The organism is Dyadobacter beijingensis DSM 21582, assembly GCF_000382205.1.
GTDB lineage: Bacteria > Bacteroidota > Bacteroidia > Cytophagales > Spirosomataceae > Dyadobacter > Dyadobacter beijingensis.
Window position 1 is genome coordinate 678,202 of the sequence record NZ_KB907789.1, and the last position, 15,293, is coordinate 693,494.

Consider the following 15,293-nt stretch of genomic DNA (forward strand, 5'->3'; position numbering starts at 1 on the left):
CTTTGTTTTGTACCTGAAATACAATAAGCGATGATTTCAAAACCCGACCATACCCGCCGCCGGTTCCTCAGCCAGGCCGCATTATCCGCAACTGCATTCACATTCCTGAAACCCGAAATGCTGCTCGCTGCGGCGCCCAAGGCCTACACTGTGCAGCAGATCATGGACCTGATCCTCAAAGAAGGTAACCTGCGAACAATCCCGGACACGGTGGACACGCTCAAATCGGGCAGCCCCGACCAGGCTGTAACCGGCATTGTCACGACGATGTTCGCGACGGTGAGCGTCATCGAACAAGCCGTAAAGCTCAAAGCGAACTTCATCATCGCCCACGAGCCGACCTTCTACAACCACCGCGACGACCTGGAATGGGTGAAGGACAACGACGTCGTGAAAAAGAAGCAGGCATTGCTCGAAAAGCATAAAATCGCCGTCTGGCGCTTTCACGACTATTGCCACTCACTAAAACCCGACGCGATCCGCTACGGTGTCGTCAAAAAGGCAGGCTGGACGCAGTATTACAAAAACGAAACGGCAGCCCTGACGATCCCCTCCACAACCCTCGGCGACCTGGTGAAACACCTGAAAACGAAGCTGGGCATCCAGAAACTCCGCGTCATCGGTGACCTCTCGCAGCCCTGCTCGAAGCTCGCCATCATGCCCGGCGCCGCCGGCGGCCAGCGCCAGGTATCGGTAGCCGTCGCCGAAAAACCCGACGTGCTCATCGTGGGCGAGACCCCGGAATGGGAAGGCGTCGAGTACGCCCGCGACGGCCGCCTGCTAGGCTCCAGAATGGCCCTCATCGTGCTAGGCCATGCCGTCAGTGAAGAGCCGGGGATGGAATATTTTATGGAATGGTTGCAGCCGAAAATTTCGGGCGTCAAGGTCACGCATGTGGCTTCGGGGGATCCGTTTTTGTGGGTTTAGGTTGGATTTTTGTTTTGATATCGGCATAATAATTCGCTGGATCGAAAAGCCTGGAAATACTCATTTCCTTTTCCAGCGCTTCGATATGCCGCCTCGTTTTGCCTGAATTGATCATCTGCCGCTCAATTGCCGCGCCGAAGTGGTTAAGGTTATCGCCGTAGTCATCTTCGAGATAAATCATATTGTTCAACTGATGCTTGTAGGCCGGCCCTTCGCTGTGGAGCTGAATGCTATTATTGTATTGTTCGATGGCGTTTTGGTAGTGAGAAAGGTAGTCGTCTATGTTACGGATTGCAGGGCGGCCTACTAGTCTTTCGAGGTTGTCTTCCATTTCTTTGATAATTGCAAAGACTTTGATTTCGCAGCAAGTGCGTTTGCCCTTCTCTTTTCCATCAACATATCGACCAACAATGCGCAGCAGGTTCAAATGCTTGGTCCAATCGCCCATTTTCTTGTAGAAACCAGCAAGATATGCGGGTCCCTGAATATAATTTATGCCGTACATATTGCACGTCAGAACGGCCTGGTGTAAACAAAAGATGGAATTTGTAACTAGTTCCGTGTAGTGCTTCAAAGCTTCAATCTGACTAATGTGATCCGCACATTCCCCATCACAATCCGGCTTTGACTGTGACGACAAATGCCCCTTATCACTCATCGCCAAGTATTTAACCAGGATTATAAAGGCAGCTCGCTCTTCGTCGGGCAGAGAATGATAAAACAAAAACTTATCTCCCTCTTCCGGCGATGTTAGGCTTTCGAAGTCCAATCCGTGAGAATGGCTATTAAGTTTATCAATCCAGCAATAATTTCCACCGATAGAAATCGTAACCGTCTGTGTGTTAGCATTGTCGCTAAGCGCCAATTGGTAGTTCAAAACCTCGTCCAGTAGGATCTTATTGATTTTTACCTGTAAATTCAGCTCCATCACACGCACTGCCTGATGGGATATGCTGTTAAATTGGCCTATTAGATTAAGACTGTCGATGCCCTCAACCGCTGACTTAAAATCGGGAATACTTCTCCCCTCTGCAATTTGCTGCGATCGGTTGAAAGCTATTTGGCGCTTGGTAGCGAACAACTTTATTTCTCCAAAAATTACAAGCGCTTCTTTCGAGTCCGGATTACTTGCCAGGTTCTGATAAAAAGTCCTTCGCGAGTCAGGAGCCAAAGAAATGTTTTGAGTTTTTGAAAAAAACTTGATTGCTGCTATCTGCGCTCTGTCGGAGGAGCCATTCGCAAGGGAGTTTAATTGAAGTATTTTGTTAACAATAGTTTGTTCGAGAAATCTAATTAACGACTGTAAGTGGCCCAATGCATAACGTTTCAATACGCCGGTAGTTCTGATTGTCAATAATATCTTTCTCAATTGAAAACTATAAGCGACGTTTCTGCCTGCCCTCGAATACAATCTGCCGGCGAGGTAATATAGGTTAACAATGTATGTCAACGACACTTTGCTGCTGTTCCAGGCACATCCAACAAATTCGCCCTTGGTGTCACCTGATCCATTAAATACCATTCTATCAATAAAGGCCTCGTCCGTAACAATGAAGTTTTTCTCACTTTCGAAGGCCTCAATCTGCGCAAGAAACACATGCTCAACAGTCGCGCTCTTCCGCGAATCATACAGTGAAAGAAGATGGTCTGCCAGTTTGGTAATCACATTTGCCAGCGAAATAAGCTTACGTGAGCCATGGACATTTTTGTAATCTCTTAATACGTCTATCGATTTACCAATAAGCGATTTAAGCCCAAATGGGCCATCCAGTACCAGTTGCCGCGGGTCGCCCTCACTCCCAATCTTTCGGGCGAAAGAGTCGAATGTATGCAATCGGGGAGGCTTATCGTCTGTAACCATAGGATTTCCCTCGCGCCAATCCACCGCCAAAAATGTCGCTAACGATTTTTTATAGGCAATGTATGTGATAAAGGAAAACCTAAAATCATTCCGCTCGCTGTTCTTTTTTTCGAATGTCCGAAATGACTTATACAATTCCAGGTAAGAAGGAACAATGTATGGGAAAAAAGTCAAGTCATCATTGATCGGGTTACCGTCATTGGGACTATTTCTAAATACCGGCGTTGACCCGATTTCTTGCTCAACCTTTTTTAAAAATTCAATTTCATTTCGACGCGTGATTGGCTTCCGGCCGATGATACTCGCTTTTTCTTTCGAAATCTTATCGGTCTTGTTTAGCGGAAGTGTTTTGTTTTTAAAGTACAATACCGTTCCCAAACCGAGGTAAAAACTGGCCATCATCATATCGCGTCCCTGATATTCGAGGAAAGCATTGTGTTCATGGATCTTCGAATACTGGCGGAGGTAGTCATTCATTTTGGCGTATGTAAGCCCCTCTGCGAACTTCTCCTGCACGTAAATTGAGCCCAGAATGGCATGTTGCGTAACTTGAAGCAATTCCCTGTACAGTGGTGTGCGGGTCCGTTTCTGCTTCGCCCCCCCTTTGCTGTCTTCCTTTCCCTCGTGAAGAACGACGTGCAAAAGCTTTGTTCTGACATTTCGATATTTAGGATCTATTACCTCGTCACGCTCCGGATCAGCCAGATAGCGATCGTGCAAATAGTCCAGTGCTACATCCATTGCCAATCCCAAATGCCCCACTGCCATCTCGTAGTACCGCATCTTATCAAATACCATTGACAGTTTCAATTTGATCCGCATCCATATCAGAAAGCTTTCAATGGGCGTGTCGCGGTCTGGCAAAGGCACGTCGTGCAATGAATCGCTCAACGAAATAATTGCATCCTTATAGTATTCGTCAAATAGCTGACTATCACCCAAAAGGTCGTTCAAAAACAATAGCGATTCTACCGACGAGTTATTGGTTTTCTTAAAATCCTTATAAACGTTACGCAAGTACTGAATTTTATAAGCAATATGATTCTTGATGGCAAAGCTCTCATCCATACTGAAATTGAATGCGGCTGACTCTTCATCTGAAATACGGGATATGTAAGCAATTTCATTGTGGGTCCTATCAAAAAACTTATACTTAAACAAACCTGAATCCGTTTCCCGGATATGATTTTTACCTAAAAAGTCTATCAATTCCTGTACAAAATACCTTAGTTCAGGGGCTTTGTTAGTGGAAAGAAATTCAGGAAGGAGTTCAAGATTATGATTTGAAAATGCAAATGGGTGGAATTTAATTATGCTATCCATTAAATATGGTGTAGACACATTTACACTATCGCTGTAATTTTCAAGGAGGTTTTTTTGCAATGACAGGAATGGAAAAAACAGATATGCATTCAGGCCTAGTTTATATTGCTGCTTGAATGAAAAATTCAAGAACACTTTGTCTTTCAATTCGGTATTACTATTACAAATTACGACGTGCATGTCGTTTTCCAGAATCGTGTAATCCGTATCTCTTCGCTCCCATTGCTTTGTCATTCTGCTATTTTTCCCAAAAATCGATTCACCTTTGACAAAGTTTTCTTCGATCAGTTTTATGAGTTTCTTGGGTGATCCGTTACTCCTGTAAGAGAGATATGTAATGAAATTTTGTATCGTAAATATCGTCTTCAACGAGATTTCATCAGGATTACTGTTTACGCAAGATTGTGACCGAATTACCTCTAAAAAGTCCCAATAACAATATAGAAACGGCTTACCTTTCAATTCAGAATCATCGTTACTCGCGTAAAATCTGTTCAAAAGCGAGTACATCTCCTCGTTTCGATCAGCCCGGATCTCATCGGGACTGTTTGAAGGGCTGTTTTTTAAATGGCGCTTCTTTTCAAGTTGCCCTCGGGACTCCTTTTTCCTGGCCGGCGTTTCAATATTCGCCAACAATATATGTTGCAAATATTCCTCAACGAGGCTGTTTGAATTTACATTTTCAGCATAGTTGATAAGCCGCGTTTCTTTCAAAAAACTCTCTACATAAATGGTGTGGTGAAAAATACTACCCAATGCCGACTGTCTGTCCGAAATATCCGCGAGCGATGCGTCGAACATTTCCCGGCCGGCAATAAATATAAATCGTGCTTCTGCTTCTGTCAGGAGATGCTTCAATGACGAAAGGACTTTGATAATGATCTGTTTACGCTCGCGCAAGTCGTTCAAAAAGGTCCTCTCCGATTCACCGAATTTCTCATCCTTATTGAACTCAACATCCATTTCAACCTTGTCGAGCTCATCAAAAATGAAAATGAATTTGCGTGTTTTATAATCTCTCAAAATTTCGATAAGCTCATACTCGATTTCTTTGGCTGGGGCAATCTGGTAAGTCTTGGATCTCCTTCCACTGAACGAGAAGCTAATATCTTTCAGAACGCTCGCGCCGTCGCCGTCAATCGTTACACTGGCATTACTGCGTTCATGAAGCAGATTCGCCCGTTTGTGCAACTTGTAGAGCATGTTCAGCGTGGGGAACGACCGTACGTAGTGGGGCAGGGCCATCATTAGCGGAAGACAAAAGAAAAGGACAACCCATGTCACGGGCTTCTTCCAAAACCCTGCACAAAAGCAGAAAATGTTGTCAAGCAAGCTTCCACCCGTTTGATGATCGCGTGTTAAAAAGAAGCCCAAGAACGCGACACCCAGTAATAGAAATGCCAACATTAGCAAATACCAATGGTTTCGCTTGTGATGGTCCACAGCCCCGAGTATTGAAATGATATACTTCCCTGAATTGGATAGGACGATAAACAGCAGTGCTACGAAAACGAGAAAGAAGCCTAGTCCGGATAATGAGAGCGCATCATTGTTCTGTGCAAATGCTTTAAACCATCCTGCACCACCGAAAAAGAGTGCCGTAATAAAGGCAATCATGGCAAAAAAAATAGTACTGTAATCCAGCAGAGGAATGCGCCACTTTGCGCGGTCTTCTACAATGCATTGAAGGACAAATTTCAAAATATGTTTCAACACATCCACCTCGTCGAGCTTAGCCTGAGCAAGGCTGATTTTAACGGGACTAATTTCCTCGTAATTATTCCCATTCTTACCCTTCTCAGCGTTCTTCCGGTAGTTATACACCACATGGTTCACCAAGCTCGTCTTACCCATCCCGCGATAACCCGTCACAAGGTATGCGCCATTACGATCCCCCTTTTCCAAGATATGCAGAAAACTCGCCTGTAATTTTGCCCGTCCTATAAATCGGTGATCACGCTTTTCTTGCTTTTCTTTGGTTGATTGCGTTCCGTTGTGCGGCTTGTGATAATAATTGTAGTTGGGAACTTCGATAAAAATATCCTTGATATACGATCGGAAATCGTAATTCTCGTGAGACGGCATGATAGAGGAAAGGGTTGATTATGAGATTATTTCCATAAGGTTACTTATAAAATAATCTAATGCAAACCGGTCGGAAAAATGTTATTGAGCGGTCGGATCTCAGGCATTGAAACTAAACAGGCGCCCGATTCCGAGAATCAGGCGCCTGTATGATGAGCACTGACACCTGTCAGACGATCATCCCGTGCGGATCGATCACAAACTTCTTCGCTGCCCCTTTATCAAAATCCTCATACCCCCTGGGCGCGTCCTGTAAGGTGATCACCTCCACATTTACCGCCTTGGCGATTTTGATTTTGTCGTAGAGGATCGCGTTCATCAGGTTGCGGTGGTATTTCATGACGGGACATTGGCCGGTGTAGAATGAATGGGATTTAGCCCAGCCGAGGCCGATACGGATGCTTAGGCTGCCTTCCTTGGCCGCGCTGTCGCGAGCGCCGGGGTCGCCGGTGACGTAGAGGCCCGGGATGCCGATCGCGCCGCCTGCACGAGTGACGGCCATCGCCGTGTTGAGGACGGTAGCCGGGCGTTCCTCCGCTGCGTGGGCCCCATGGCCACGGGCTTCGAACCCTACGCAGTCGACAAAACAATCTACTTCCGGGACGCCGATGATTTCGGCGATGGCTTGTTCGAGGGGCGTGTCTTTGGTGAGGTCGATTACTTCGCAGCCAAAGCTGGCGGCCTGCGCGAGGCGTTCGGGGATCATATCGCCGACGATCACGACGGCCGCGCCCAGCAAGTGGCAGGATGCCGCACAGGCGAGTCCGACCGGGCCTGCACCCGCCACATATACGATAGAACCCGGCCCTACCCCCGCCGTAACGGCACCGTGGTAACCCGTCGGGAATATGTCGGAGAGCAGGGTTAGATCCTTGATGTACGCCATACCCTGGTCTTTGTCGGGGAATTTCAGGAGGTTGAAATCGGCGTACGGAACCATCACATACTCGGCCTGCCCGCCTACCCATCCGCCCATGTCTACGTACCCGTACGCGGCGCCCGGACGTGACGGGTTCACATTGAGGCAGATACCGGTCTTTCCTTCTTTACAGTTGCGGCAGCGCCCGCAGGCAATGTTGAACGGGACGGATACCAGGTCTCCGACTTTGATGAATTCCACATCACGGCCGGCTTCGATGACGATGCCGGTAATTTCGTGACCCAGCACGAGCCCGGCCGGGGCGGTGGTCCGGCCGCGGACCATGTGCTGGTCGCTGCCGCAGATGTTGGTGGAAACAATTTTCAGAATCACGCCGTGCTCGCATTTGCGATCGCCGAGGGCCAGTTTGGGATATTCGATTTCCTGAATTTCCACCTGGCCCGGTTTAATGTAAGCTACTCCATGGTTTTGGCACATAAGCTAAGATTTAAGGGTTAGTACTACAAATCCACAATCTTTGATCATTACAAGATCATCTTACAATTATGAAATTCAAGCGCACAAATCCCTTAATTTACTCCTATACGAACCACAAAAAGTTCCAAACCGCCCTGTGAATGTGTCAGAGGGTGGTTTGGAAAATTGAAAGGAAATAAGTTATGTTCAGAGCCTGACGGCCAGGATAATACCGGTGGCCCAAATCTGCTTCGTCAGCGCCAGGTCGGCACGGCTGTCGAGGTATTCGACGAGGTTGATCGCCTTCTGGTCGTGACCTTCGGGCCAGTTGGGCTGCGGTAGCATGTCGTCGATGATGTAGAATGCACCGGGATTGAGCATGTTGAGCACTTCATCGAGCAAAAGGTATTTTCCATGCCATGTATCGGCGAAAATATAATCGTATTTCTCGTCCGAATGGGCTTTCACCCAGTCTTCGCCGTCGGTATGCACCAGGCTGAGGCGTGGGTCGCCGCCGAGATGATTTTGGGCGATTTCCAGCAAGCCGGCGTCGTTGTCGATGGACACGAGTGTTGAATGGGCGTCCATTCCATCAAGAATCCAGGAGGTCGAGAGGCCCGAGCCCGTACCAAGTTCAAGAAACTTGCTGCCCGGTTTGGAGGCGGCCAGGGTTTTGAGTAACGAACAGGTGTAAATGTCGGAAGCCATCGTGAAACCCGAGGCTTTGGTTGCCTCGTCGATGGAAAGATAAGCCGCCGGCAGCGGCTGGCGAATGTCCTGATTCATGTGACTGGTGGGGATTTGTGAACTGCAAAAAGTCAAGTTTTGACGACATATGAAAGCATTCCGTCACAAACTTTACCGGTAAGTAAATTCTCCTGATAATGACCCGATTGTACAATGGTAGACAACCCCAAACCTTTACTTTTGCCCACAGCTTCCGCAATTCCCATTCACATCTTTCCACTCTAACTCGACTGCAATGAAAAAGCATTTCCTCTCCTTACTTGCATTTGCATTAATGGCGGCCATGGTGCTCGTCGACGCCTGTACCGACCACGGCGAGCCCGTACCTGAGCCTACACAATTCAACGTTTCTCCTTTTGTAAGCGGATTACGTGCACCCATCGGCATGGTGATCGACGAGCAGGGGCGTTTTTGGGTTACCGAAGGCGGCACCGGCAATAACGACGGCGCGTTGGTGATGATCACCCCGCAAGGCGCAAAAACGACTGTCGTGACCAACTTTACATCGGTGGTTAACCAGGGTAATGTAGAGGGTATCAGTCATTTACTTTATGACAACGGCACATTGTACCTGCTTCATGGCGTAGAAGGCTTACTTTATGTGATCGATGTGGCCAGCGTGCTGGGAGGCAGCCTGCCGAAGGATAAGGCCACCTTGCCAACAGAAAATATCAAGGCATTTGTAGCAACGAAAAACCTGACTTTCGATAACAACTCCAATGCATTTGCCCTTGCAAAAGGACCGGATGGGCATTTGTATATTGTTGACGCCGGCGCCAACGCCGTGATCAAACGCGACAAGAACAACCACATCCTCGACATGTTCACCACGTTCCCTCCGATCGCACCGAACCGCGACCCGGTTCCGACGGGCATCGTTTTCGACGGAACGCATTTCATATTGAGCAGCCTCACCGGCTTCCCGTTCTCGCCGGGCTCGGCCAGCATTTACAAGGTGAATACAACCGGTGTAATGGTCCCTTACAAATCGGGCTTTACAACACTTACGCACGTAACGCTGACCGCCAATAACAAGCCGCTCTTCCTGCATTATGCCGATTTCACGATGCCTCCGGGCGGCCCCGGTAACCCTCCGGGCTTCAAAGCAGGCACGGGCTCCGTGGTGAACGAGGATGGCGCCGTGCTTGCGACCGGGCTCGACAGGCCGACGGACATCAAGCGCTGGGGCGACCGCACATTCTACGTCCTGAGCCTTGGTGATGGTAGTATCAAAAAGCTGGATTATTGATCTACAATATATTATAATAGAACAGGCAGGTATTCGCTCGAATGCCTGCCTGTTTTATTTCATAACAGCGACTGGTGCTCTTTATCCGCCTCGCGCGGGTTGACCACCTGTGCAGGGGGATCTTCGGGCATGGTATCGCCCAGCAGCTTGCCCCAGGGTTTCAACTCGTCGATGCGGTCGAAGATGATTTTCAAAACGGCTACAAACGGGATAGACAGGAACATGCCGCTAACGCCCCATAAGGTACCGCCAAGCAATACCACCAAAATCGAAATCAATGCATTAACCGAAACTTTGGACGACACCACGCGTGGTACGATGATGTTATTATCAAGGAACTGAATGACGGTATAGGCTGCTACAATCAGCAATGGCGTGCTAAATCCGTCCTTGGTGATGAACGAGATGAGCACCGGCAAAGCAATGGCGATGATGCCCCCGATGTAGGGGATGAGGTTCAGAATGGCACCGATCACGCCCAGCAGCAATGCATACTGCACGCCAAGTATCAGCAACGCAATGGAATTCAACGCGGCGATGATCGAGGTTTCTATCATTAACCCTACAATATAGCTCTGGACGGCGCCCTTGGTTTCCTGCAAGATTTCAGCGACCTGTTCGGAGTTATCTTCGTCAAAAACCTCGAATACAAAATTGAGGATCAACGGTTTGTAAAAAAGCAACAGGAAGATGTACAGGGGAATGAGTACAAAATAGCTGATTACGCCGAACACCGTCGTGACCGTCCTTCCCACATAATTTTTGCTGTTATTGACTGCCTCGTCGAGCATGCTCATCTGCTTTTCCGTGGAAATGCCGAAAGTGGTTGAAAGCCATTCCTGCAAGCTCGCGAGCAGTTTGATCGCCTTTTTTTCCAGCTGCGGGATCATATCGCCGAACTGGACGATTTGCGACGACAGAAAAAACATGATCCCGGCTACGACCAGTATGGCAAGGAAGATCGTGAGCACAATGGCGACGATCTTATTGAATTTCCATTTCTGAAATCGGTTGTAAATCGGGTTGAGCAGGATGGAAATCAGCCCGGCGAATGCGAATGGGACGATGATCTCCTGCAAAAGATTGAGTATGTAGAAAAACAGGTAAAGCCCGATGAGCACCATCGGCGCTTTGATATAAAACGGAAAACCGTCCCGCGCGGTCAGCCATTCGGGCAGTTCGGGGGCAGCGGCTTCGTGCTTGCGACTTTTAAAAAATAGTCCCATAGAAAAGTGTCAGAAATGAAAAGCAGGCGTGGTAGATGAACACTGGTGATCTTGGAAACCAACTTGCAATAAGTGTGCCGAAGCTGCTGGCATTATTCTTGACGAAAACCTTCAAACAAAATGCCGCACTATGCCAGAGGGACCGTCCATCGTTATTTTAAGGGAAGCTATTGAGGAGCTGGGATTGACAGGCAAGCCGGTACGCCACGCCGAAGGCAGCGCCAAGATCGATAAGGACCGGCTCATCAACCAGAAAGTGACCGATTTCCGGTCTTGGGGAAAACATTTCCTGATCTGCTTCAAGGACTTCACCGTCCGCATTCATTTCATGCTGTTCGGCTCCTACCTGATCGACGAGCAGAAAAAAGCCAAACCGGCACTGACCCTGCTGTTCGATAAACACGAACTGAACTTTTATACGTCGGCGATCAAGCTGTTCGACAAGCCGGTCGACGAGTTGTACGACTGGTCGGGCGACATCATGGCCAAAACCTGGAAACCGACAGCCGCACTCAAAAAATTAAAGGATCATCCCCAAATGCCCGCTTGCGACGTCCTGCTCGACCAGGACATTTTTGCGGGCAGCGGTAATATCATCAAAAACGAGGTGCTGTTCCGCTGCCGCATTCATCCGCTCAGCGTTGTGGGCAAGATTCCCGACGCGAAATTGAAGGAAATGGTAAAGGAAACGCGGAATTACGCATTCGATTTTCTGGAATGGAAAAAGGCGGGGGTACTGAAAAAGCATTGGCTGGCGCATACGAAAAAGATCTGTCCGCGCTGCGACATCCCGTTTCACAAGGATTACCTGGGGCGTACCAAGCGGCGGAGCTACTACTGCAACAACTGCCAGCGACGCTATGAATGACCGCCTGCCCACTTCATCACCAACGCATTCACCGTCCTGAGCCATAGCCTTTTACCATTCACATTCCAATGCCCGTCGCTTTTATGGTACCATTCGGGATGGCGGAGCAGTTCGTGATCCAGTTTGAGCAGCGGTGCTTCCAGGCGTGCGTTTTGCTCAATTCGGGGAATCTGATTGTTGTGCGGGTGCCGACCCGGCTCGCAGACGGTTACCTTGTTCGGAATGAAGCAAAAATACACTTCCGCAAAGCCGGCATTGCGGTAATGCGAACGAATGCGGTTCATATTCACTACCACGCTGTCTATATCCGCGTCCGTAAGCGGCTGAAACGGGGAAAGTACGCTTTTGGGGCTAGCCTCGACTTCGTAAAACAGGAACCGGTGGTCACGCGAGATGAGCGCGCCCGGGTGCGTGCGATCGAACCAGTTCAGCATCAGGCCCGCCTTCATTTCCTTGCATTTCAGGGCCAGCTCCGAATTGAATAGCAGGAATTCGAGCCGCTGGTTAATTTCTCCATTGATCGGATTACTCCAAAAAGACCCGTCGTAAGCGGTTGCCGCATCAGATTGACCTACCGGCATTTTACCCGCCACCTGAAAACCACGGTGAATGTATAAATCCGCATAATGTTCCCGCAAACGTTCCTGAATGGTCCTTTCAATCACTTCGATCACCAGGATGGAATGCACCCGGGGATCGGGTGCCACCGTTTCGACTTCGGTGCCTAGCCAGATATGGTGGTTGCGATGGCCGGCGTAAAAGCTTGTATCCATCGTGGTAAAACTATCGCCGATCGTGTACAGATCGACATTCCCGGCGCGATGTGCCGGTTGGTCTGTCACGCCGAGATCGTCCGTTTCCTTCCATTGCAATTCCTTAAAATCGGGCAGATTGGAAATATTGTACAAATCCCCAAACCGGTATTGGTCAGGGACGAGGCCGCGGGCATTGAGTTTCCGCTGCAAACGATCGGACAAACCGGTGAGCAGCAGTGAGCCGGACAGCAGCAAAAGCCCCAGCCGGAACAGGTGGAAAATGGTTTGCATAATCTAGAATTGAAAGTAAATAAACTGATTGCTGCCGAACACACCCAGCAGGTAACACAGGAAAGTAGCCAACCCGAGCGACGGCCAGAACAGCCGCGTCGCAGGCACGTAGTCGGGCAGGTAACGTTCTTTCAAAAACAAAACACCCGTTAACAGCAGGCAAAACAGGCATTCGCCCGTACCGATCGGCAGGGCGGGCATTCCCCAGCGTGCGGGCGTGCCTAGTGCGCGCAGGATCGCGAGCGCGTGTTGCAGGTTATGCGCGCGGAAGAAAATCCAGGTTAGTGTTATTAAAATAAATGTAAATAATGCCTGCATCCAGCCGGGTAACTGCGGGAGGCGGAATGTCGGGCGATCAGCTATTTTAGAGATGATGAGGTAAATGCCGTGCAGGCCGCCCCAGATGACAAATTTCCAGTCCGCACCGTGCCAAAGGCCGCTTAACAAAAAGACGATCATTAAATTGATGCATGTCCTTACACCTCCCCGCCGGTTACCACCCATGGGTATGTACACGTAATCGCGGAACCAGGTAGAGAGCGAAATGTGCCAGCGTTGCCAGAACCCGGCGATGGAACGGGCGAAATAGGGTGAGCGGAAATTGACCATTAGCCGAAAGCCCATCGTACGGGCCGAACCCAATGCAATGTCGGAATAGCCTGAAAAGTCGCAGTAGATCTGAATGCTGTAAAATAGGGCCGCCAGGGCTAGCGCGGGGGCATTCCAGGCGCCGGGGTTTTCGAACACGGGGTCGGTGACCAGTGCAAGGCGGTCGGCGATCACCACTTTTTTGAACATACCCCACACCATCCACCAAAGGCCGGTACGGAGATTGTCCCAGTCGAAATCCATTTTTTGGCGGAATTGCCAGAGCACATTCTGCGGGCGTTCTATCGGGCCGGCGACGAGCTGCGGATAGAACAGCACATACAATGCATAAATGCCCAAATGTCGTTCGGCTCGCTGGTTTCCGCGGTACACTTCGATGGTGTAGCTCATCGATTGAAATGTATGAAACGATAACCCGATCGGCAGCGCCAGGCCCGGGTACGACGATGCCATGCTTTCAGGCTGATAGTCAAGCCCGAACACCCCGAACAACGCCGCCATGTTGGCAATAAGAAAATCGTAATATTTGAAAAACGAAAGAAACCCGACATTCGCCACGATGCTCATGACCAGCATACATTTTCGCCGCCAGCCCGTAAGCAGCCCGATACAGATCCCGGCGAGGTAGTCGAACAAGATAATCACCGCCAGCAGCAGCAGGTATGCCGGAATGAACGACGCATAGAAATACGCACTGGCAACCAGCAGCAGCACCCACCGCGAGCGCCACGGCACGGAGTAATACGCACTCGTGACAAACACGAAAAATACGATAAAGTGGAGGGAATTGAAGAGCATATGAAGGGCACAGTGTGTTGAAACTGTGCTCAATCAATCACCTAAGCTGCTCTTTGGCAAAGTTAGTTTTCGTAAGGGCGGGCAAACTGAGCGAAAGGGGAAATGGGGCCGTATCAGGATGTCAGAAATACCAGGTTGACATTCAACAGATCGTAGGCCGGCGCCAGCTTGATTTCACCATTGTCATGCACGACCGAGAAGTTTTTCAAATACATATCGTTGTTTCCGGTCAAAAACGAAAAAAGCACTAATTCAAAGAATGCCAGCGAATCCAACCCTTTATGCGTGCAATACTGGCGGATCAGCTTACCTACCTTTTCATACGAGCCCTTGTATTTCTGTTCCGTGAGCAATTCCGACCATTGGCAACCTACCCCGGCTTTCAGCGCCATTTGCTCCTGCGTAAGCCCTACCGACTTGCGTTTTTCCTTTACATATCTGGGAAGTTGAGTCATCTTTATACCTTTTAGGGTATAAAAAATCGGACGATCATAGCATTGACCGTCCGATTTGTAGTGATGAATATAGCTCAATACTGCGAATAGTGATCAATCCTGATCTTCTTCACCTTCCCGTTCTCGAAATGCACTTGTATCTGTTCGCTCGTTTCCGGGCCGGTGGCGTAGCCGAAGTACCACTGCGGCGACTGCGTCATGGCTGGGTCGTAGGCGGTGGCGAGGTTTTTCGTCATGAGGAAAATGCGCTCGAATTTGGATGAGTACGTTTTGTTCTTGCGTATGCTGGTGAATTTGCCGAAGAGCGCGTTCACATGTTCGCCGGTTTGTACCGACGCGGATGCTTTCTCCTTTTCAGGCCATTGATTGAGTTTTTTGCCGCTGTTGAGGTAAATGGCACTTACACTGGTGCCTTTGATCGTGATCTGAACGCCCGTGTCGGTGCCGCGGTTCTGGTCGAGCAGGATGTATTCGTAGAGGGGAATGCGGTCGCGGAGCTGGTCGAGGTCGGAGAAAATGTTGCCGACTACATTCATGGCAGTGACGCCCTTGCTGAGTTGAAGCGCCTGAATTTTGGGATAAACGGCTGCGGCTTCATCGCCAATGGCTATGCCGAGAAAGCTGCCGGTTTCGATGCTGTCCTTCTCGATGCGGTAAGGAACGGGTTCCGGGCCGGTCGTAAGCGGATCGGCGGCTTCCTTCTGGCAGGCGGTGAATGTGACGGTTGCTAAAAGCAGGATGGAGATAAGTCTGGCTTGCATAG

Annotated in this window: 11 protein-coding genes; 3 read left to right on the forward strand and 8 right to left on the reverse strand. The window is 49.3% G+C overall.

Annotated features, from left to right (window positions below; translation table 11 throughout):
- Nucleotides 1-30 precede the first annotated feature (30 nt).
- Entirely contained in the window at nucleotides 31-927 is an 897-nt protein-coding gene (locus tag H144_RS0121405; protein WP_019944158.1) for a Nif3-like dinuclear metal center hexameric protein, read from the forward strand.
- On the opposite strand, the gene H144_RS0121410 is transcribed toward H144_RS0121405, so the two are convergent.
- From H144_RS0121410 to H144_RS0121420, 3 genes are all read right to left on the reverse strand, one after another.
- Nucleotides 887-6,196, reverse strand: coding sequence for an ATP-binding protein (locus tag H144_RS0121410; protein ID WP_019944159.1), 5,310 nt, complete (start codon nucleotides 6,194-6,196; stop codon nucleotides 887-889). The genes H144_RS0121405 and H144_RS0121410 overlap by 41 nt on opposite strands.
- Nucleotides 6,197-6,365: 169 nt before the next feature.
- On the reverse strand, nucleotides 6,366-7,553 hold the full coding sequence (gene fdhA, locus H144_RS0121415; RefSeq protein ID WP_019944160.1) for a formaldehyde dehydrogenase, glutathione-independent: 1,188 nt from the start codon (nucleotides 7,551-7,553) through the stop codon (nucleotides 6,366-6,368).
- Between the two features lie 186 nt (nucleotides 7,554-7,739).
- The gene (locus tag H144_RS0121420) at nucleotides 7,740-8,318 is read right to left on the reverse strand and encodes an O-methyltransferase (protein WP_019944161.1); all 579 of its coding nucleotides are present in this window, start codon (nucleotides 8,316-8,318) and stop codon (nucleotides 7,740-7,742) included.
- A gap of 196 nt (nucleotides 8,319-8,514) precedes the next feature.
- Here H144_RS0121420 and H144_RS0121425 point away from each other — a divergent pair, with 196 nt between their 5' ends.
- Nucleotides 8,515-9,528: a ScyD/ScyE family protein gene (locus H144_RS0121425; RefSeq protein ID WP_019944162.1), complete on the forward strand. Its 1,014-nt coding sequence runs from the start codon at nucleotides 8,515-8,517 to the stop codon at nucleotides 9,526-9,528.
- Nucleotides 9,529-9,587: 59 nt separating this feature from the next.
- Here H144_RS0121425 and H144_RS0121430 read toward each other — a convergent pair whose 3' ends face one another.
- A complete protein-coding gene (locus tag H144_RS0121430) occupies nucleotides 9,588-10,754 on the reverse strand; it encodes an AI-2E family transporter (protein ID WP_019944163.1) in 1,167 nt (388 codons plus the stop codon).
- Between the two features lie 130 nt (nucleotides 10,755-10,884).
- Between H144_RS0121430 and H144_RS0121435 the strand changes: the two genes are divergently transcribed.
- Nucleotides 10,885-11,622 carry a DNA-formamidopyrimidine glycosylase family protein gene (locus H144_RS0121435; RefSeq protein WP_026350887.1) on the forward strand — a complete coding sequence of 246 codons (738 nt, stop codon included), beginning with the start codon at nucleotides 10,885-10,887 and terminating at the stop codon, nucleotides 11,620-11,622.
- Here the strand turns inward: H144_RS0121435 and H144_RS0121440 are convergent.
- From H144_RS0121440 to H144_RS0121455, 4 genes are all read right to left on the reverse strand, one after another.
- A complete protein-coding gene (locus tag H144_RS0121440) occupies nucleotides 11,613-12,668 on the reverse strand; it encodes a hypothetical protein (protein WP_019944165.1) in 1,056 nt (351 codons plus the stop codon). The two genes, H144_RS0121435 and H144_RS0121440, sit on opposite strands and share 10 nt — an antisense overlap.
- Before the next feature lie 3 nt (nucleotides 12,669-12,671).
- Nucleotides 12,672-14,075, reverse strand: a complete 1,404-nt coding sequence (locus H144_RS0121445) for an MBOAT family O-acyltransferase (protein WP_019944166.1) — start codon at nucleotides 14,073-14,075, stop codon at nucleotides 12,672-12,674.
- Nucleotides 14,076-14,188: 113 nt separating this feature from the next.
- Nucleotides 14,189-14,530 carry a HipA domain-containing protein gene (locus H144_RS0121450; RefSeq protein ID WP_019944167.1) on the reverse strand — a complete coding sequence of 114 codons (342 nt, stop codon included), beginning with the start codon at nucleotides 14,528-14,530 and terminating at the stop codon, nucleotides 14,189-14,191.
- 74 nt (nucleotides 14,531-14,604) lie between these two features.
- The gene (locus tag H144_RS0121455) at nucleotides 14,605-15,291 is read right to left on the reverse strand and encodes a hypothetical protein (RefSeq protein WP_019944168.1); all 687 of its coding nucleotides are present in this window, start codon (nucleotides 15,289-15,291) and stop codon (nucleotides 14,605-14,607) included.
- Between the last annotated feature and the right edge of the window lie 2 nt (nucleotides 15,292-15,293).